The organism is Enterococcus sp. HMSC072F02 (genome assembly GCF_001837725.1).
In the GTDB taxonomy this organism is placed as follows: domain Bacteria; phylum Bacillota; class Bacilli; order Lactobacillales; family Enterococcaceae; genus Enterococcus_B; species Enterococcus_B lactis.
This window is the reverse complement of record NZ_KV833888.1, coordinates 21,813-41,272: the sequence shown is the minus strand read 5'-3', so window position 1 is coordinate 41,272 and position 19,460 is coordinate 21,813. Positions and strand designations below refer to the sequence as shown.

Genomic DNA, 19,460 nt, shown 5'->3' with positions numbered 1-19,460 from the left:
GACAGGCGAGCGCCTGCCTCACATGTGTTTTTCCATTAATACAGTGAAATTTTCTCTGTATTATTGTCCATTTTTGGCATATGCTGCTTCAACGGCCTCTTTTTCTTTTTTCCACCAGTCTTCATGTTCTTCGTACCATTTGATCGTGTCAGCCAACCCATCACGGAAGTTCGTAAACTCAGGCTGCCAACCTAGCTCTTCTCGCAATTTTGTCGAATCGATTGCATAACGCAAATCGTGCCCTGCACGGTCTTTTACATGGTCGTATGCGTCTTTTGGTTGACCCATCATTTCTAAGATCAATTCCATCACGGTCTTATTATCTTCTTCGCCGTCCGCACCGATCAGGTAGGTTTCGCCAATTCTGCCTTTTGTCAAAATCAACCACACTGCTGAAGAATGATCATTTGTATGGATCCAGTCACGAACATTTTTCCCTTCACCATATAATTTTGGACGAATACCGCTTAAAATATTCGTTACTTGGCGAGGTATAAATTTTTCAATATGCTGGTAAGGACCATAGTTGTTTGAACAATTTGAAATAGTTGCACGTAAGCCAAAAGAGCGTACCCACGCTTTTACTAACAGATCTGAACCAGCTTTTGTAGAAGAATATGGGCTTGAAGGATTATATGGTGTTTCGGCAGTGAATTTTTCTCCTTCGCCTTCTCCATGTCCCGGTAGGTCTTCACGTAATGGAAGATCTCCGTAAACCTCGTCAGTAGATACGTGATGATAGCGTACATCATACTTGCGGCAAGCTTCTAAAAGTGTATACGTACCAATGATATTCGTTTGTACAAATGGGAAAGGATCTTTTAATGAATTATCGTTATGGGATTCTGCCGCGTAATGAACAACTGCGTCCGCTTCTTTTACTAGACGGTCCACTAATTCTGCATCTGCAACATCTCCTACGACCAATTCTACGCGATCGCTAGGAAGTCCAGCCAAGTTCTCTTTGTTTCCTGCATAAGTCAGTTTATCCAAAACAGTGACATGCACTTCTGGATGATTGTTTACCACGTAATGAACGAAATTAGAGCCGATGAATCCGGCACCTCCGGTAACAATGATGTTTTTCATAAGAAAATTTCTCCTTAATTCTTAGATTTCTCCGTAAACAAATGGATTTTCTGCTTCAAATTCTTTTAATGTCGGATGACGGTGATCTTTTTCCGACATAATCGCTCTTGATGGATCAATTGGCCAATCAATCGCTAAATCTGGATCATCAAATGCGATGCCTCCATCTGCTTCTGCATTATAGTAATTATCACACTTGTAAAGGAAGTTCACGTTTGGTGTTAAAGTAACGAATCCATGTGCATATCCTTTAGGTACAAGCAACTGACGATGATTATGTTCAGATAAGATAAATCCGTCCCATTGACCATAAGTCGGGCTGCCTTTGCGGATGTCCACTACTACGTCTAAAACTGCTCCAGTAACCACACGAATCAATTTTGTCTGTGCAGCTTCTCCTTTTTGGAAATGAAGCCCGCGAAGAACACCAGCTTCAGCAGATAACGAATGATTGTCTTGAACAAAGTCATAATCTAATCCATGTTCTGCAAATTTTGCTTTTGAATAGCTTTCTGTAAAAAAACCGCGATGGTCGCCAAAGACATCCATTTCCACGATTTTTACATCTGTTAATTTTGTATCTGTTACTTTCATCTGTAGGAACTCCTTATTCAGCGGCCAAATTCAATAAATATTGACCGTATTGATTTTTTTTCAAAGGCTGTGCAAGGGCTAGCAGTTGTTCTTTATCAATGTAGCCCATACGGTAAGCAATTTCTTCCAAACAAGCCACTTTTAAATTCTGACGTTTTTCAATCGTTTCGATAAAGGTAGATGCTTCAAGCAATGATTCATGTGTTCCTGTATCAAGCCAAGCAAATCCGCGTCCCATAAGTTCTACAGATAATTTTCCTTTATCCAAATATGCTTTATTGACATCTGTGATTTCTAGTTCTCCACGTTCTGACGGTTTGATTCCTTTAGCAATAGAAATCACCTCATTGTCATAAAAATAAAGGCCAGTTACTGCGTAATTTGATTTTGGCTGAGCAGGCTTTTCTTCAATCGACAAAGCTTGCATATTCTCATCAAATTCTACTACACCAAAGCGTTCTGGATCATTGACATGATAGCCAAATACTGTCGCGCCTGCATCTTTTGAAGCTGCTCGTTGCAACATTTTAGACAGACCGCCACCATAGTAAATATTGTCCCCTAATACCAAGCAGACACTATCATCTCCAATAAATTCTTCTCCAATGATAAACGCTTGTGCCAATCCATCTGGACTTTCTTGTACTGCATATTCGATCTGCAGTCCTAAATCATTTCCGTTTCCAAATAATTCCTTGAAACGTGGTGTATCTTGTGGCGTTGAAATAATCAGAATTTCTTTGATTCCCGCCAACATCAGAGTAGACATTGGATAATAAATCATTGGTTTGTCATAAATCGGCATCAATTGTTTCGATGTTGCCTTTGTTAAAGGGTACAGACGTGTTCCGCTGCCCCCAGCAAGAATGATTCCCTTCATGGATATATGCTCTCCTTTTTGATTTCAAATTTCACTTTGCTATTATCTCATCAATCGTTATATTTGTCATGGAAATATTAAGGATTTAAACATCTTTTATCAACGTTTAAACCATTTTCGTTTGATCAACGCCGTAATCAGATGAACACGCCAGGAAATTTTTTGGCGTAATTTAGAATGCGTTTCAATCTCACTCGCATTTAAATCATGTCTTCGATACAGTGTCAAAGGTTCTCTCAGAAACCCAGTCTTCCTTCCTCCCAACAAACCGATCCACATGTCATGCATAGGCACTTCTGAGGGAATCGGCAAAATGTCGGATTTCAACGAAGAGCGAAAAGCCATACCTGCACCAATATAATGACTTCGTATCACATTATTGACCCATCCTTCTTTGGAATTTCGGAATGAAAAATAGGAAGCATGGATCTCTTGCAGCTTACTGTTCACAATGATCAAATCTGAAACGACTACTAACTGATCCGGATGCTGTTCAAAATAGTCAGTGATTTTTTTCACTTTTGTCTCTAACCAAACATCATCTTGATCTGCCAAAAAGATTAGCTCTCCTTTCGTCTGCTGGATCGCATAGCCAAAATTAGCGATCAACCCTTGACGAGGTCCTGAAAAAAGCTTTATCCGTCTATCTTTTTCTGCGTATTCAGTCAATATATCCCATGTATCATCTACTGACCCATCATCTGAAATGATCACTTCATCTTCTGCTGAAAGCTGAGATAAAATACTATCCAACTGCTCTCTTAAATATCTGCCCCCATTAAAGGTAGCTATACAAACCGAACGCACGAATTCACACCTTCCAATTCTTAACATATGAGCGCAAAGTCATCCGCCAGATATGCCGGTTTTTGACGGTCAAAAACTGTTTAACTGTTCTTAACAATAATTGTTGTCGGTGACTGGATAAATGTCTTTGATCATATTCATGATAAAATCGATTTTCTGCTTGTAAAATAGAACGGTATCTATTGCTTGAAACTTTTTCATAGTCTAATACCGAAAGATCATGTTCCAGTCGTACTGGTAGTATCTCCACCGTTTTTTCCAACTGATTCACTTTCCAAAACAGCCAATGGTCCAAAAAATCTAAAGAAAAAGCAGGATTAAACCCACCAATCTTTTTTAGAAATTTGACAGACCATGCCACACCTGAATTGATTGCCATGATTCTTTCAGCTGTCGTACCGTCTACTTCTACTGCATGTGCTGTACGATTGATATAATGATTCGAATAGACGGGAGAAACTTGCCGTTCCCCAGAAAAAATCATCGGAACTGCAGCAACACATTCATCTGTAAAAGCTACTTTACGCAAGATTCCAAAATAGTCGTCGACTAGCCTCGTATCCTGATCCAATGTAACGATACAACGTGTTCTTTCATTTGCTTGAGACAACGCATAATTATAAGCCGCCGCTAATCCAGGGTTTTGCGGATCATGATAGTAAATGGTGTTTTCTTTTTCAAACAGCTCATTTTGCTGTCTTTGAGGACTATTATCGTAAATAATAAGCTGAATATGCTTTTCGCTAAGTGCTTTGCTTAATGGTCCATAAGTTGGAGATTGGCTGAATAGTTGCTGATAGAGCACGACTACTACTACTATTTCTGGTTTCATCAGAAAAAACGCCACCCCCACTTATTGAAAAATTTCATCATAGAAGTCAAAAACACACGAAAAAGTTTTGCATTTCGATGTGCACCCTTTCCATAGAAATGGACGACTGCATAAAAGGGTGTGTACAATAATTTGTAACCTGCTTTTTCAAAACTCAAACACAAGTCATTATCTTCAAAGTACATGAAGAAACGCTCATCAAATCCCCTTATCTCTTTAAATTTATCAATATCAGCTACCATAAAACTGCCCGAGATCATTCGCACATAACTATCAACATCAGTGGGCAAGCCACGGCATTCAAAGACAGCCAGCCGTTTATCAAACCTTTTTTTGACCCATTTGAAAGGCACAAAGCGCAAAACATAATCAAAAACAGCCAGCCGCTCACGGATGAGGTGCTGAGTGGTCCCATCTTCATTAAGAATCTTAGGTGCTAACATCGCGCATTCGGGATGTTCTTTCAGTAACAACACCAATGCTGTAACTGTTTCTTCATCCACTAAAATATCTGGATTACAAATAATGCCATAGTGGCAATCGCTGTTCAGCAGATTGTGATTATGTCCATAACCGAATCCGGAATTTTCATCATGAAAATAGATTTCGATATACGGATATGTCACATATTCTTTTAGTCTGCTTTTATATTCCGGAAGGGAGTTGTTGTCAAAAATCCGAATTTTTATCGCTGTTTCATCTTTTACAGTTGGAATAAAATTATCTAGTGTCCGAAAAATCTTATCACTGTTCGCCGTTACAATACTAATAAGAATTGGCTGGTTTAATTTGTTATTCATCTATATGACGGTTCCATTTCTTCAAATATTTCTGTTTTACTTGCGTACGATACTCTTTATTCCCTAAAAATCGCAATGTTTTTAAAATAAACTGATGTTTCTCGTTAATCAGACCAATCAATTCAAATAATAAAATTGCAGCAAATAGCATAGCAATAATCAATACAATCGTTCCGATTCTTCCAGTATAATTCATGACCATAGCTGTGAAAGAAAACATCAAAGCCATCGCATAAATCGTCAGGACGGCACCTTTATGAGTAAATCCTAAACTGATTAGTCGGTGATGAAGATGTTTTTTATCTGCTGTAGAAAAAGAAACACGGTTTGCTTTTCTTCTAATGATAGCAAAAAACGTATCTGTTACCGGAACGCCCATGACGATCAGTAGAGAAATTGACGAAACAAAAGTTACGTTCTTCAGCCCTTGTAGTGAAAGGACGGCCATCATGAACCCTAAGAATAACGCTCCTGTATCGCCTAAATAAATCTTTGCCGGATAAAAATTGTACGGGAAAAATCCGATAATGCTTGCTACAAGACAGAAAATAACGACCGGGATGTACACTGTGGAAGCATGAAGGAAAAAATACCCAATGATTCCTATCGTGATTAAACCAATCAATGAAATCCCTGCCGCTAGCCCATCTAAACCGTCAATCAGATTGATTGCGTTCGTGATACCGAAGATCCAAAAAATCGTTACAGGGAAACTAAGCCATCCTAATTGGATATAGCCAATAAAAGGAAGCGTAAAGGAATCAATACGTATATCTGCTACAAAATAAATAATAAGAGAGGCAAGCAAAATCCCTACACTCTTTTGTTTAGGCGTCAGCTCAAATTTGTCATCGAGTACTCCTGTAACGATGATCACCAAAGAAGCGAGCAAGATGGGCACAATATACGATTGTGGAATGATTTTACGAAATAAGAATAAAGTCGATATAACAAATGAAATAAAAATGGGCAGTCCGCCTGCGGAAGGCATTGGAACTTTGTTTATCCTTCTTTCATTTGGTTTGTCGACCATACCCGTTTGTACTGAAATGATTTTAAATACAGGTGTTAATATCAGTGATAATAAAATTGTCAGAAAAAATCTTATAACCATACTAAAAGAAACAAGCATATGGGCACCTACTTTAATTAAGAGTCACAATTATTATAAATTACTGATATAAATTTACAATAAGAACTCTTGTTTCTACTTTTTTTTATGAGAAAATTTAGCTTTCAATTTATTGAACCATTTTCGGCTTGGATCTCGACGTTTTTTGATTTGATGTCCCGTCACGTATTCTTGAACAACTGCATTGATGATTCCGCCCAAAATGATGATCGTAGCAGCAAAATTAAGCCAAAGCATGAGGACAATAAAACTTCCTATGATCTGATAACCGCTGATCCTCGTTGCAAAATATCTGGCATAGATACTAAACACTTGTGATAACAGCATCCAGCCGACAGTAGCGAAGATCGTCCCTGGAATAATCGTCTTCAACTTCAATTGAGCATTAGGGACAATTAAATAAATCAAGAACATGATGACAAATAAAGCCACCAATGTGATTGGCCATTTCAACGTTTGGAACTGATCAATAAAGTTCACAGGTATTTGTACAATCGGTTGAATCGCATCTAAAATCAGCTGTCCTAAACCAAGAACGATAGTTACTCCACTAATGGCAATCATGAACAAGACGATTACGATCAGCGAGAAGAAGCGAACGATCAAAAAATTTTTTCTATTTTCTACGCCATACGCTTTATTCATCGCAATTTGTAAAGCGTTGATACTTTGACTGGCAGACCACAAGGCCGCCAAAGCAGAAACGGATAACAAACCGCCTGAACTTTGTGTCAAAAGGTCCTTGATTGCAGGACCAATAAACTGGTAAACGGTCTCAGGAATCACTTCTCGTAAATAGGTCAGTACAGTCTCTTGATCGATGTGGAGAAACGGCAAAATATTACCAAAAGCAATAATCAATGGAAATAAAGACAAGAGTAAATAATAAGCAACGACAACCGAGGTCGTACTCATTTCTGAATCAGTGATGCGCTTTTGAGTCGTCTCGATAAAGCGCATCAGATTTTCATTTTGTTTTATTTTGTTCCAAACTTTCATGTACCTCTCCCGTACCTATTGATTGGCTGGATCAATAGGTACCTTCTTCTCCTTGTGATGTCAAGATTCTAGGGCCATCTTTAGTAATAGCCAATGTATGTTCATATTGGCAAGATAGTCCGCCGTCTCTTGTATAAGCAGTCCAGCCATTAGGATCCATTTTCATTTTCCAAGTTCCGGTATTGACCATAGGCTCGATCGTGATGACCATACCTTCTTTTAATCGCAAACCTTTTCCAGCTTCTCCGTAATGAGGAACGGCTGGTTCTTCATGGATCGTAGGACCAACGCCATGACCAATAAAATCACGGACGATTGCTAGATTTTCACCTTCTACATACGTTTGGATAGCATGACCGATGTCGCCGATTCGATTTCCTACTTGTGCTTGCTCAATACCGATGTACAATGCTTTCTTCGTTACTTCCATCAATCGGTCGATCTCAGGTGTAGATTCTCCCACTACATAAGCCCAACAAGAATCGGAAATGCCGCCTTTCAAATCGATACACATATCGACTTTTACCAAATCGCCGCTTTTCAAAGGTTTTTTCCGAGGAAATCCATGACAAATTTCGTCATTGATACTGATACAAGTCGCATATTCATACCCTTCGAAGCCAATTTGCGCAGCGATTCCTCCATGACTCTCGATATAGTTTCTGACAAATACCTCAATATCCCAACTTGTTATGCCTGGTTTGATAAAATCACGCAGATTTTTATGTACATCTGCCAATAAAGCGCCAGATTCTGCCATCATTTCAATTTCACGTGCTGATTTTAAAGTAATCATATTTTCGTCTCCTTTTTACAAATCTCTCTCATTTTAACATAGCGGCATACATTTAGCCAAATGACATTTCCCATGTGTCTCTAGGTTTTATTTTCTTTTCAACGATGTTTTGGTATAATTCATAATTGTTAAATAATTTTAAACAAGGAGGCACATCATGGCTTTAGCAAAAATCGTATATGCTAGCATGACAGGAAATACTGAAGAAATCGCCGATATTGTTGCAGAAGCATTTGAAAATATGGATATCGAAGTCGAAATCAACGAATGTACCCAAGTAGATGCAGATGAATTCGAGGAGGCAGATATTTGCGTCGTAGCTACTTATACATACGATGATGGCGATCTTCCTGATGAGATTGTAGATTTTTATGAAGACTTGCAAGAGTTGGATCTATCAGGAAAAATCTACGGCGTCTGCGGATCTGGTGATACTTTTTACGATGAATTCTGTAAATCAGTGGATGACTTCGATGCTGCTTTTGGAAAAACAGGCGCATCAAAAGGCGCAGAAAATGTAAAAGTAGACTTAAATGCTGAGGAAGAAGATATCGAGAATCTAGAAGCTTTCGCTAAAGAATTAGTCGCAAAACTTTAATAGGCTTGAGATATAAAAGAGCCGTCCAGATTGAATCAATCTAGACGGCTCTTTTATTGTATTTATGGAAGAGTTCTTCGGGAGTTAAAAATGTATACGCTGTAAGAAAAACGAAATTTTCCTTATGTTGACACATCTCTTGTTATCTACTGATTTGTGAAACTCTTGAGTATATTCAATCGATTTCGTTTGGTTCTTTGAGATTCAAGATTGCATCAATGCTGTCTTGGATCATTTTTTCAATCTGCTCATTAGTTGGATGGATAATGCTTGAAGACATCAAAGCTGCAATCCCGGTAGCTATGATCCATGTACCGTTATGCAAGGATTCGATCTGCTCTTCTGAAAGATCCGCATAGGTTGGGTCCCGTTTCACTGTATTCACAAAGTAAGTATAAGAGAAATTTTGCATCTCTTTTCCTCCACCATATTCTTCTAAGTACAGTGAACGATACAACTTCTTCTCTCTTCTTGCAAAATGGATATAATTAAAAGCAAGATCGATAATCGTATTCCCTGTATGCTCAACTGGAAACACTTCGTATTGCAAATAATCATAGATTTGTTCAAAAAGTGCTTGTCTCAAATCATCCATATTTTTGAACTCAAGATAGATCGGCTGCGTGGAACAATTCATTTTGTTCGCGATGTTTCTCGCAGTAAATCGTGTAAATCCCTCGGTGGCAGCTACTTCATAAGCAGCTGCCAAAATCTGTTCTTTAGTAATCGTCTTTTTTCTTGCCATATTTTTTTAATCTCCTCAATTTTTTTATAACGCTTCCACCATTGATTAATTTTATTGTAACATGTTTTTTTGATATGCAAAATTAGTTTTCGATTTTCTTCACAAGCTAAAATAGCAAGTCGTGTCATAGAATGTGAAACGCAACCATAAAAAAATAACCTCCTTTTTTTATTTAAAGCTACATTGTTTGAATCATGATTAAATGGTATCATGCTAATAGTTACCAGAAAAAATGGTGAGGAGGAATTTTTATTATGTTATCCGATTTTAATGAACTTCTAAAAAAATATGCACGCTTAATTGCAGAAACTGGCGTGGCCACAGAAAAAGGTCACACAGTCGTTTTACAGATCAGTGTGGACCAAGCACCCCTTGCTCGCTTGATCACACAAGAAGCTTACAAATTAGGAGCTGCTGAAGTCATCGTTCAATGGACGGATGATCAGATTCAAAGAGAATTTCTTTTACATGCAGCAACAGATCGTATTGAGAATGTACCACAATCTAAAATCTATCAAGCGGATGAATGGCTTGAAAAAGGAGCAAGCAGGATCAGTGTCGTTTCTGCCGACCCTGATGCGTTTGCCGGTGTAGACAGCCAACGAGTAGCATCTTATCAAGCAGCTGCCGGTAAAGCACTAATGAATTTGCGCAAGGCAACTCAGGCAAATAAAGTCAGTTGGACTGTTGTAGCTGCTGCTGGTAAACAATGGGCAGCAAAAGTTTTTCCAGATCTGCCAGAAGAAGAACAAGTTGATGCATTATGGGATCAAATTTTCAAAACAACTCGTGTCTACGAAGAAGACCCTGTTTTAGCATGGAAAAAACACGATGAGAAATTAGCAAAAAAAGCAGAAGAATTGAATCAAGAACAATTTTCTGCCCTGCACTACACTGCTCCTGGTACGGATATCATCATTGGATTGCCTAAAAACCATCTTTGGGAAGGTGCTGGAAGCTACAATGCTCGAGGAAAAAAATTCATGGCAAATATGCCAACAGAAGAAGTGTTCACCGCACCTGACTGTCATCGAATAGATGGGTATATTTCAAGCACAAAACCGCTAAGTTATGCTGGTACGATCATCTCTGGTATGAAATTTACTTTCAAAGATGGAAAAGTAGTTGACTTTTCTGCCGAACAAGGCGAAGATGTCTTAGCAAAATTGCTTGATACCGATGAAGGTGCGCGTCGTCTAGGAGAAGTGGCACTTGTTCCCGACCCTTCCCCTATTTCTCAATCTGGTATCATTTTCTTCAATACATTATTTGATGAAAACGCATCGAACCATTTAGCCTTAGGGTCTGCTTATGCCTTCAGTGTGAAAGGCGGTACAGAAATGTCCGACGAGGAATTAGCAGAAGCTGGTTTGAATAGAAGTCAAACCCACGTAGATTTCATGGTAGGATCTGACAAGATGGATATCGATGGAATCCGCGAAGACGGTTCTACAGTACCGATTTTCCGTAATGGAGATTGGGCTTGAGCAAAATCTTGTTAGCACAAATAAAATAAAAAAAACATATAAAAAAGAGAGTGGGACAATAGTCAGAAAAAAATCTGATTATTGCCCCACTCTCTAGATATAAGTCAAAAAGATTGAATGTATTAGTGTACTTCCATTTTATCTTTTAAACTTCTCCTTCAACTTGCACAATGAATCTTTGCTCACGATTCCAATCAAATGCAGTAGAAAACACCCCCAGATCAGTATGACCTCCTCTGCTCCAATTCAAATAGGTCCCGCTTGACATATTTTCTATAAAAAATATATTTCCCAACGAGTTCTGTCCGGCTGAATGTAACTTCCACAGAGTCCCTACATTCTCTCTGTTACTCGAGAAGTCCACAAAGCCTCCTCCCCTGCTATCCCTCCAAATATAATTCGGACTAGAATTCATACCTCCCGGAATCTGCTCCCGGATATAATAACCACCGGCATTTGCATTGTACTCCATTACCCAACGTTGGGTTGAGTCAGATTGATTATAATTTTCCATTCCAATTTCAAAATATAGAATAGGATTATAAGGTATGCGTGACACAGTAAGCGTTGTGTCACTAGCAGCACGAAGCGAAACAACTTTATTATTATATGCACTGGCATCCACCGTCCCACTCCCTAAAAACCCACTACTTAAAGATGTCAAGACGATTGTGCTAAGTATCAATTTTGCTTTTTTCATTTTCTACTTCCTCCTTTTTTATCAAAGATTGAGAAAACCTTTGATTTCTCTTTTAAATGTTTTTTATATTTTTTATTAAGTGCTAAATAAGAAGATTCTTTATGTACTTATTCAAACTAACTAGGTATTTCAAATCGAACAAAAAACTTCTGACTTTCCAATTATTCTAGCTGTGAAGTGCTGTTTGTATCAACTATACTTAGTACTATCCCACTTTCGTGATTCTCTATGTAGTGCGCCTGTACATTATGTGTCCAGATTAGCATAAGAAGTCAAACATACTTATGCCCACTAGAAAGGCTCTAGCTTCATAGCATTGGAAAAGCTACGCGCCTACCAGTAAAACCACTTTGTTCTATTACCCTTACATCTGCGAAAGCCCTAAGTAAAATAATCAATGTAGCGCTAAGAATCCATTTTTTTAATTTTTCTCCCTCTTTCATTTTTATTTTTATTTTTTACTTTCCGTTTTAATGAAAATGTTTTTTTATCACCTTCCTTCAATAAAAATTATACCCTTATATCAATAAAAAATGAAGTTTTTTTAATTATAAAATATTTAATTTTCGTTGTTTTAAAATAAAAAAACCTGTATCACAAAGGATACAGGGGTTATTTGTACGTTCCTGACTGGAATTGAACCAGCGACCTATCGCTTAGGAGTTCTCTATCAAGGATTGATTCTAAAGGAACTAAATGGTCTGTAGTAGCACCTAACGTAATTATAAAGCTGTAAAGCGTCTGTTTCAAGTGGATTCTAATATACCACACTATCCTCTACTATTCTAAAAAGTGTTAGCAGTGGTTAGCAAAGAACCTTTCGCCTGTAGCTTTTAAATCATCTACCGAAAATGAAAAGATACTCGTATTTTAATTAAAAAAACTAAATATTCACCAACCAGAGAGCTGAGTATTCAAAAAATATTCAGCTCTTTTTTATTGCTCAAAAATTTACTAAGGAGAACAGGATATGAACACAATAAAGTACAAAACAGCTACTTGGGTTAGTTTACTAACGATGGTAGTTGCTATTTTTATCTCTCCGATTTCAGCACTCGCCGCCACAGTTTCTAATGAAACAATTGCTAATTACGTCTCAACTTGGTATCTAACCCATTCTTCTGGCATCCATTGGACGGATAGTGATGTTTCAATGAAACGGGCGGATGGACAACCTGCCTTTTGTATCGAACACGGTGTTTCTCTTTCAGGAGGATCAGGCTTTACTCCATCTGAATTAAGTATCAGCCAAAAGGATCGTTTGGCATTGATCGCCTACTATGGGTATCAGTTAAACCCAACTCCTGAGAATTATGGCATCACGCAAGCTGTGATGTGGCAAGAATTAGGCGACACCCTCTTAACCACGAACTTGCCGAACTTCAATGCTCGCCGTGGTGAAATTTTAGCGCAAGTTTCCCAACATAGCGCAAAGCCAAGTTTTAATAACCAAACGATTGAACTAAATGTTGGTGACTCAATTACTTTAACTGACACGGCTGGTGTATTAAGTAAGTATCAACACTTAGTTTCTAACACTGCCAATCTTTCTGTGACGAAAAATGGTAATACGCTGACACTTACTGCTACTGCCAACTCTAACGAAACAGGAAAATTGGAGTACAACATTGCTGGTAATGAGAATATTGGACAAAGTTTTGTCTACGAAAAAACTGGGCAACAAAAAGTCGCTACCTTCAAGTTAGCCAATGGCGGCAACTTTGGTTTAAATATCAAAGTCAATTTGAATGGGAATGTTGCTGCGAAAAAAATTGACGAAGAAACTGGTTTGGCACTACCCAATGCTAAATTAAAATTTGAATACAATGGGCAAACCAAAGAATTATTAACCGATGCCAGCGGTTTAGCACAAATCAATGATATTAAAGCAGGCACAAAAGTGACCATCACCGAAGTAGAAGCCCCTAACGGCTATGTCAATAAAGGTGAAATCAAAGTCGCAACCATTGAACCAAACAAAACGATTGAAGTTATTTTAAATAATAAGGAACAACTAGGCGAAGTCACGTTATCAAAAATCGGGCGTGAGTTTGGTACCTCAATGTTTAATCAATATTATTCCTTAAATGGTGCAATCTACGGCGTGTATTCTGCTGACGGTCAAAAAGTCGGTACGATGACGACAAATGCCGATGGTACAGCGAAGCTAGGAAACTTAAAACTTGGCTCCTATTATGCCCAAGAAGAAAAAGCGCCAGCAGGCTATCTTTTGAATGATGAGAAAATTCAATTTGATTTAACTTATGCTGGGCAAAATGTTGAACTCACCACTACTGCTGTTCAACATACCGATGAAGAACAAACAGGCAACGCCACATTAATCAAAGAAGATGCAAAAACTGGTTCGATTCCTCAAGGAGCTGCTTCTCTAGATGGGGCTGTCTATGAGCTACGCCGTGCATCCAATGATGAAGTGGTGGACACTGTCACCATCAAAAATGGGAAAGCAAGTGTCACTGATCTTTATTTAGATGATTATTATTGGATAGAAACCAAAGCACCCGAAGGTTATTTGCTGGATGAAGAAAAGCATCCTTTCCAACTTGCTTATGCTGGTCAGACAGTTGAAACGGCAACAACTTCCACCACAGTCAAAGAAACGGTTATTACTGGTGGTTTTGATCTCGTGAAATATGGTAACTATGATTGGACAAATTTCCTTGCCAATTTGTTTGATAAATCAGAACCGAAGCCATTAGAAAATGTCGAGTTTTCAGTATTTAGTGATACTACTGGCAAGTTGGTACAAAAAGGTTTGACCGACAAGGAAGGCTATTTGAGCTTCAAGGAATTACCTTATGATACTTACACAGTCAAAGAAACCAAAACACCCGAAGGCTACACCGCTGCAAAAGATTTTAAAGTGACAATCAAAGAACAAAATGAAACCCACCATTATGCTGTTGAAAACAAAGTCATTGAAGAAACGTTAAAAGTGGTCAAAGTAGATGCCGAAACAGAAAAGACGATTCCTCGTAGCGATGCCGCTTTTCAAATTCGCCATGTTGCTTCTGACACCCTCGTGACCTTGCCAAAATTCAATGAAGACGGTGAAACCGATACTTTTTACACTAATAGTGAAGGCTATTTGATTTTGCCTGAATCCCTTCCTTATGGCGACTATGAATTAATCGAAGTTCAAGCACCAGAAGGCTATTTATTAGCCAAAGAGCCTGCATCATTCACGGTAGATGGTTCCCATGATGGAGAAATTGAAATTCGCTTTAAAGATATGTCACAAAAAGGCGTGGCTGATTTTACCAAAACAGGACAAACACCTAAAGATGTGACGATCTCTGAATCGGATTATGGTAGCTTGTATGAGTTTGTCTATGACTACCAACCATTGGCTGGCGTTACCTATCGGATAGAAGCCACTGAGGATATTACCACCAACGATGGCACTGTTCGAGTAGAAAAAGGACAGACAGTTGCGACACTTACCACAGATGAAAACGGTCAATGGCAAACACCTGAATTGTATTTAGGGCATTACCAAGCAATAGAAGTAGCTGCTCCAGAAGGGTATGTTCTTGATCCGACACCTATCGAATTTGAATTAAAGTATGCAGGTCAGTTAGTGGAACTAGCTTCTACTTCTTTGACTGCAACAAATGATTTTCAATCACTGGATATTCGTTTGTTTAAACAGGAAGAACAAATTTCTGGTTGGAAGAATAATCAGCCTATTCTTGAGGAAGTCGCAGGCAATCAAAAAGTCTTTGGTATCTTTACTCGTGATGCACAAGTCTTATCTGACAAATTAACCATTCCAGCAGATGTTTTAGTAGGCTATCAAACTGTAAAAGATGGTGTTGCTACGTTTGAAACGAAGCTGCCACAAGGAAACTACTATTTGAAGGAACTGGATGCTGGTGAAACGCATATTGCCGATGAAACAGAATATGATTTTTCTTTCACAGCAGAAACAAATCAAAAAACCTTCCCTATCCATATTTATCAAGATAAGGTGGCGTATGGGAAAGAAACCTTACAAAAGATTGCTCGCAATCCTTTGGTCAATCGCTTGCATTTTAATCATTTTACTATGAAAAAAGTTAACGAATCTGTAACGTTTGATCCTACTGCTGGTATTTCTTTTGATTATACAAACTTAGGAACTGGTGCAGTCTTCACTTTAGAAGATGAAACAGGCACGATTATTCAAGAAGTGACCGTGGACAAAGATGGACTTGCCGTTTTTGACAGTATTCCAGTGGGCACATTCTTCTTGAAAGAAAAAGCGGCAACCTCTGACAATTATCGCTTATCAGAAGAAACAATTCGCATTGAGTCCACGAAAGATGGCATCCAAGCCTTTGACAAGAATAATGCCTTGTTAGGAGAGCAATTCACCGAAGACGTAACTATTTTATTTGAACTGAAAAATTATTTGATGAAAGGAACGGCAGAATTAACAAAAACCGATGTTAGCACGGGTGATGCTTTACCTGATACTGGCATTCGTATCTTAGATCAAGACCAAAAGGTTTTGATTGAAGGTCGCACAGATAGTGACGGTAAATTTACTTTTGAGAACTTGCCAAAAGGCACCTATTCTTTCCAAGAGTTTGACGCACCAGAAGGCTATCAATTAGATGAAACACCGATTGCATTTGAAATTAAGGAAGATGGTGAAATCGTGAAATGTAACATGACCAATCAAAAAATTGAGTCTCCAGCAAAATTACCTCAAACTGGTGAAACTTCTACCCTACTTCTCTCTATTCTTGGAGTCGGGTTATTAAGTGCTACTGCTGGATTGTATTATTTTAGACGCCGCAAAGCGAACTAATTAAATAAAACAACAGACAAGAAGCGCAGCTTCTGTGTTTCTTGTCTGCTTTGAAGGAGATCATACATGGGACTTATTCGTTCTCCGACTATTTGTAATACCAATAAAAACTATTAAAAAGAAATGGAGATTATTTTATGGAACTCAAACACATTATTCCCAATATGGAAAAAACTTTTGGACAACTTGAATTTGCAGGAGAAGGAAAAATCGAGCAGCGCCGTATGAATGGCAGACAAACAATTATTTCTCGCAGATACAATTTGTACTCCACGATCCAAAGAGCCGATGATATTATCGTTATTTTGCCTGCCGAAGTTGGTGAAAAGCAATTTGAAGTAGAAGAAAAAGTGAAGTTGGTCAATCCTCGAATTACCGCAGAAGGTTATAAGATTGGCACTCGTGGCTTCACCAATTACCTGTTACATGCCGACAATATCGTAAAGGCTTAAAAAAGAAAGGAAGATAGTATGAGATTAGCAGAAGGAATTGTCATTGAAAAAGAAAAAACATTTGGTACGTTGAAATTCTCCGCTCTACGCCGTGAAGTTCGCATTACCGATGAAGAAGGCACCGTCACCGAGCAAATCAAAGAGCGGACTTATGATTTAAAATCTAAAGGTCAAGGGCGCATGATCCAAGTCAGCATTCCAGCAACCGCAGGCGAAAAAAACTTCGATTATAACGCCGAAGTAGAATTAATCAATCCAGTTGCCGATACCGTAGCCACCGCTACTTTCCAAGGAGCGGATGTGGATTGGTATATTAAAGCGGATGATATTGTGTTAAGGAATAAACAGATTGAGCATAATATCAAAAATGAAAAATCTAAAACAAAAATATAGTATCTTTTCTAAGTCATTATGCCCATGATATAATGGCTGATGGGAGGATAGAATATGAAAAATTTTAATATCACAAAAATTCAATTAGAAGCAATTATAGAAAATATACTCGAATACACAGGTGAAGCTAGTATTAGAATACCTTGTGAAAAACTTATTGAAGGCATACAAAACGGTAATTTATCTTTTGATTTATTTGAGTATTACTGTAAAACTATTGCTTCGTGGTATCCTGAAAATATTGGTGCCATTAGAACGAATGACTATGTTCATAATCTTGATAGTCACATTAAAAACATTTCTTTGATTCAAGAAATTGTAGATGATATTGGTCATAATAAAAAGGAATATGAAGAAATGCTAGTATCTCCTCGAATAAAAAAAGAAAATCCGAACATTAGTGAGAATGAGATTTTCATTGTTCATGGTCATGATGACGGATTGAAAAACGAAGTCGCACGTTTTTTTGAGAAGCTTAGTTTAAAGCCAGTAATTCTACATGAACAAGCTAATTCAGGTGACACTATCATTGAAAAAATTGAAAGATATTCTAACGTTGGATTTGGTGTAGTGTTGTACACTCCTTGTGATGTTGGTAATTCAATAGAGAATCAAACCAGTCTAAATCCACGAGCCAGACAAAATGTTGTTTTTGAACATGGCTATCTTATTGGAAAGTTGGGGAGAAAAAACGTTGCAGCTCTCGTAAAAGGGGACGTAGAAAAACCCAACGATATATCTGGAGTAGTCTACATTAACTATTTAATGGGAGATAGTTGGAAAACGGATATAGCGAAAGAATTGAATGCTGCTGGTTATAAAATTGATTTCAATAAAATTTTTCAATAAAAATGAAATATGACTAAATATTTCTTGAAAGGAGGAAGACCAATTTTTCAACATAAGGGAAAGAGAGTTAGAGGTTCTGATAAGCACTTAGTCTATCATTTTGCGTTACATTCTTTTACAATCATCTTTCTTTTTACTTCATTTTTTTTCCACCTTCCCTTACTTCTCAAGATGAATTGGCAAACAATTCAACTAAAAGATGGCTTACAATTTATTCAATCGCCATGTTTTCTGAGCAGCCTAATCACTGCTCTTTTTTTATGCCTAAATGCCACACTACTTTTCAGACACTTTTGTTCTGACACTCTAAAACAACTCCAGCACCGCCAAAAACTAGCTCGCATGATTCTAGAAAATGGTTGGTATGAAACCAAAGAAATTACAAATGATGGCTTTTTTAAGGATTTATCCAGTTCTAAGACAAAAGAAAAAATCAGTCATTTCCCTAAGATGTTTTATCGGTTAAAAGATGGCTTTATCCATATCCAAGTGGAGATCACGATGGGAAAATATCAAGATCAGCTTTTACAGCTTGAGAAAAAGTTAGAGTCAGGGTTGTTTTGTGAGTTGGTGGAGAAAAATCTCATAGAGTCCTACGTTGAGTACATTTTGCTTTATGACACCATCGGCAACCGTATTTCAATTGATCAAGTTACCGCAAAAGATGGGCAAATGAAGCTAATGGAGGGCGTATATTGGGAATTTGATGCCTTGCCCCATATGCTAATCGCTGGTGGGACTGGTGGAGGGAAAACCTATTTCCTTTTAACCTTGATTGAGTCTTTGCTGCACACTAATGCCAATTTGTTTATCCTTGATCCGAAAAATGCGGATTTAGCCGATTTAGAAACGGTTATGCCTAATGTGTACTCGAAAAAGGAAGATATGTTGGCTTGCATCCAGCAATTTTATGACGAGATGATGCAGCGGAATACCGAAATGAAGCACTTGCCAAATTACAAGACTGGTGAAAACTATGCCTATCTAGGTTTACCTGCAAACTTTTTAATCTTTGATGAGTACGTGGCATTTATGGATATGTTGGGTCGTGAAAATGCCGAAGTATTGAGTAAGCTAAAACAAATTGTCATGCTAGGTAGACAATCGGGATTCTTTTTAATCCTTGCCTGCCAACGTCCCGATGCCAAATATTTTGGTGAGGGAATTCGAGATAATTTTAACTTTCGTGTCGCTTTGGGTCGGATGAGTGAGTTAGGTTACGGCATGATGTTTGGATCAGATACCAACAAGCAATTCTTTTTGAAACCCATTAAAGGGCGTGGGTATGTAGATACAGGAAAAAATGTGATCAGTGAATTTTATACACCTCTTGTACCAAAAGGATATGATTTCTTAGAAAAAATTGAACACTTGACCACCAAGAAGCAGGCTGACACAGCGTTGGACGAAGTCATAGACGCTGGGGCAGACTAGCTTCCATTGGTGTGGCGCCAGCCACGCCAAGCGATTCGCCCCCCCTATCTAACAGGG

Annotated in this window: 18 protein-coding genes; 7 read left to right on the top strand and 11 right to left on the bottom strand. The window is 38.1% G+C overall.

All coding sequences use genetic code 11. The annotated features are described in order from the left end of the window. Nucleotides 1-60 precede the first annotated feature (60 nt). The 9 genes from rfbB to map form a co-directional block, all read right to left on the bottom strand. On the bottom strand, nt 61-1,089 hold the full coding sequence (gene rfbB / locus HMPREF2731_RS01205) for a dTDP-glucose 4,6-dehydratase (protein ID WP_070872133.1): 1,029 nt from the start codon (nt 1,087-1,089) through the stop codon (nt 61-63). 21 nt (nt 1,090-1,110) lie between these two features. Beyond that, nucleotides 1,111-1,683, bottom strand: a complete 573-nt coding sequence (gene rfbC / locus HMPREF2731_RS01200; RefSeq protein ID WP_002292883.1) for a dTDP-4-dehydrorhamnose 3,5-epimerase — start codon at nt 1,681-1,683, stop codon at nt 1,111-1,113. Between the two features lie 13 nt (nt 1,684-1,696). After that, entirely contained in the window at nt 1,697-2,563 is an 867-nt protein-coding gene (gene rfbA, locus HMPREF2731_RS01195) for a glucose-1-phosphate thymidylyltransferase RfbA (RefSeq protein ID WP_002292884.1), read from the bottom strand. Nucleotides 2,564-2,662: 99 nt separating this feature from the next. After that, the gene (locus HMPREF2731_RS01190) at nt 2,663-3,370 is read right to left on the bottom strand and encodes a glycosyltransferase family 2 protein (protein ID WP_002292885.1); all 708 of its coding nucleotides are present in this window, start codon (nt 3,368-3,370) and stop codon (nt 2,663-2,665) included. 4 nt (nt 3,371-3,374) lie between these two features. Further along, nucleotides 3,375-4,202 carry a glycosyltransferase gene (locus HMPREF2731_RS01185; protein WP_070872131.1) on the bottom strand — a complete coding sequence of 276 codons (828 nt, stop codon included), beginning with the start codon at nt 4,200-4,202 and terminating at the stop codon, nt 3,375-3,377. Continuing rightward, nucleotides 4,202-5,002, bottom strand: a complete 801-nt coding sequence (locus HMPREF2731_RS01180; protein ID WP_070872129.1) for a glycosyltransferase — start codon at nt 5,000-5,002, stop codon at nt 4,202-4,204. Before HMPREF2731_RS01180 ends, HMPREF2731_RS01185 begins: the two co-directional genes overlap by 1 nt. Further along, nucleotides 4,995-6,134, bottom strand: coding sequence for an MraY family glycosyltransferase (locus tag HMPREF2731_RS01175; RefSeq protein ID WP_002329034.1), 1,140 nt, complete (start codon nt 6,132-6,134; stop codon nt 4,995-4,997). Before HMPREF2731_RS01175 ends, HMPREF2731_RS01180 begins: the two co-directional genes overlap by 8 nt. Nucleotides 6,135-6,209: 75 nt before the next feature. Beyond that, a complete protein-coding gene (locus HMPREF2731_RS01170) occupies nt 6,210-7,133 on the bottom strand; it encodes a YihY/virulence factor BrkB family protein (RefSeq protein ID WP_002292890.1) in 924 nt (307 codons plus the stop codon). Between the two features lie 31 nt (nt 7,134-7,164). Then, nucleotides 7,165-7,929, bottom strand: coding sequence for a type I methionyl aminopeptidase (gene map / locus HMPREF2731_RS01165; protein ID WP_002292891.1), 765 nt, complete (start codon nt 7,927-7,929; stop codon nt 7,165-7,167). Between the two features lie 157 nt (nt 7,930-8,086). Between map and HMPREF2731_RS01160 the strand changes: the two genes are divergently transcribed. Beyond that, nucleotides 8,087-8,527 (top strand): flavodoxin, encoded by a 441-nt coding sequence (locus tag HMPREF2731_RS01160; RefSeq protein WP_002292892.1) that lies wholly within the window; start codon nt 8,087-8,089, stop codon nt 8,525-8,527. A 175-nt stretch (nt 8,528-8,702) separates the two neighbouring features. Here HMPREF2731_RS01160 and HMPREF2731_RS01155 read toward each other — a convergent pair whose 3' ends face one another. Beyond that, a complete protein-coding gene (locus tag HMPREF2731_RS01155; protein WP_070872127.1) occupies nt 8,703-9,272 on the bottom strand; it encodes a TetR/AcrR family transcriptional regulator in 570 nt (189 codons plus the stop codon). Between the two features lie 254 nt (nt 9,273-9,526). Between HMPREF2731_RS01155 and HMPREF2731_RS01150 the strand changes: the two genes are divergently transcribed. Then, nucleotides 9,527-10,759 carry an aminopeptidase gene (locus tag HMPREF2731_RS01150; protein ID WP_070872125.1) on the top strand — a complete coding sequence of 411 codons (1,233 nt, stop codon included), beginning with the start codon at nt 9,527-9,529 and terminating at the stop codon, nt 10,757-10,759. Nucleotides 10,760-10,904: 145 nt separating this feature from the next. Here HMPREF2731_RS01150 and HMPREF2731_RS01145 read toward each other — a convergent pair whose 3' ends face one another. Then, on the bottom strand, nt 10,905-11,459 hold the full coding sequence (locus tag HMPREF2731_RS01145) for a hypothetical protein (RefSeq protein ID WP_002329031.1): 555 nt from the start codon (nt 11,457-11,459) through the stop codon (nt 10,905-10,907). 970 nt (nt 11,460-12,429) lie between these two features. Between HMPREF2731_RS01145 and HMPREF2731_RS01140 the strand changes: the two genes are divergently transcribed. From HMPREF2731_RS01140 to HMPREF2731_RS01120, 5 genes are all read left to right on the top strand, one after another. Next, on the top strand, nt 12,430-16,275 hold the full coding sequence (locus tag HMPREF2731_RS01140) for a SpaA isopeptide-forming pilin-related protein (protein ID WP_070872123.1): 3,846 nt from the start codon (nt 12,430-12,432) through the stop codon (nt 16,273-16,275). Between the two features lie 137 nt (nt 16,276-16,412). Continuing rightward, nucleotides 16,413-16,727, top strand: a complete 315-nt coding sequence (locus HMPREF2731_RS01135) for a YdcP family protein (protein WP_070872121.1) — start codon at nt 16,413-16,415, stop codon at nt 16,725-16,727. Nucleotides 16,728-16,745: 18 nt separating this feature from the next. Further along, on the top strand, nt 16,746-17,120 hold the full coding sequence (locus HMPREF2731_RS01130) for a YdcP family protein (RefSeq protein ID WP_070872119.1): 375 nt from the start codon (nt 16,746-16,748) through the stop codon (nt 17,118-17,120). 54 nt (nt 17,121-17,174) lie between these two features. Beyond that, complete coding sequence (locus HMPREF2731_RS14960) at nt 17,175-17,969, top strand: TIR domain-containing protein (protein WP_070872117.1); 795 nt, start codon at nt 17,175-17,177, stop codon at nt 17,967-17,969. Between the two features lie 9 nt (nt 17,970-17,978). After that, nucleotides 17,979-19,403 carry an FtsK/SpoIIIE domain-containing protein gene (locus tag HMPREF2731_RS01120; RefSeq protein WP_070872115.1) on the top strand — a complete coding sequence of 475 codons (1,425 nt, stop codon included), beginning with the start codon at nt 17,979-17,981 and terminating at the stop codon, nt 19,401-19,403. Nucleotides 19,404-19,460 lie beyond the last annotated feature (57 nt).

Coding starts and splice junctions, on each gene's coding strand:
- rfbB (WP_070872133.1), bottom strand. CDS start 1,089: ATGAAAAACATCATTGTTACCGGAGGTGCCGGATTCATCGGCTCTAAT.
- rfbC (WP_002292883.1), bottom strand. CDS start 1,683: ATGAAAGTAACAGATACAAAATTAACAGATGTAAAAATCGTGGAAATG.
- rfbA (WP_002292884.1), bottom strand. CDS start 2,563: ATGAAGGGAATCATTCTTGCTGGGGGCAGCGGAACACGTCTGTACCCT.
- HMPREF2731_RS01185 (WP_070872131.1), bottom strand. CDS start 4,202: ATGAAACCAGAAATAGTAGTAGTAGTCGTGCTCTATCAGCAACTATTC.
- HMPREF2731_RS01180 (WP_070872129.1), bottom strand. CDS start 5,002: ATGAATAACAAATTAAACCAGCCAATTCTTATTAGTATTGTAACGGCG.
- HMPREF2731_RS01175 (WP_002329034.1), bottom strand. CDS start 6,134: ATGCTTGTTTCTTTTAGTATGGTTATAAGATTTTTTCTGACAATTTTA.
- HMPREF2731_RS01170 (WP_002292890.1), bottom strand. CDS start 7,133: ATGAAAGTTTGGAACAAAATAAAACAAAATGAAAATCTGATGCGCTTT.
- map (WP_002292891.1), bottom strand. CDS start 7,929: ATGATTACTTTAAAATCAGCACGTGAAATTGAAATGATGGCAGAATCT.
- HMPREF2731_RS01160 (WP_002292892.1), top strand. CDS start 8,087: ATGGCTTTAGCAAAAATCGTATATGCTAGCATGACAGGAAATACTGAA.
- HMPREF2731_RS01155 (WP_070872127.1), bottom strand. CDS start 9,272: ATGGCAAGAAAAAAGACGATTACTAAAGAACAGATTTTGGCAGCTGCT.
- HMPREF2731_RS01150 (WP_070872125.1), top strand. CDS start 9,527: ATGTTATCCGATTTTAATGAACTTCTAAAAAAATATGCACGCTTAATT.
- HMPREF2731_RS01145 (WP_002329031.1), bottom strand. CDS start 11,459: ATGAAAAAAGCAAAATTGATACTTAGCACAATCGTCTTGACATCTTTA.
- HMPREF2731_RS01140 (WP_070872123.1), top strand. CDS start 12,430: ATGAACACAATAAAGTACAAAACAGCTACTTGGGTTAGTTTACTAACG.
- HMPREF2731_RS01135 (WP_070872121.1), top strand. CDS start 16,413: ATGGAACTCAAACACATTATTCCCAATATGGAAAAAACTTTTGGACAA.
- HMPREF2731_RS01130 (WP_070872119.1), top strand. CDS start 16,746: ATGAGATTAGCAGAAGGAATTGTCATTGAAAAAGAAAAAACATTTGGT.
- HMPREF2731_RS14960 (WP_070872117.1), top strand. CDS start 17,175: ATGAAAAATTTTAATATCACAAAAATTCAATTAGAAGCAATTATAGAA.
- HMPREF2731_RS01120 (WP_070872115.1), top strand. CDS start 17,979: ATGACTAAATATTTCTTGAAAGGAGGAAGACCAATTTTTCAACATAAG.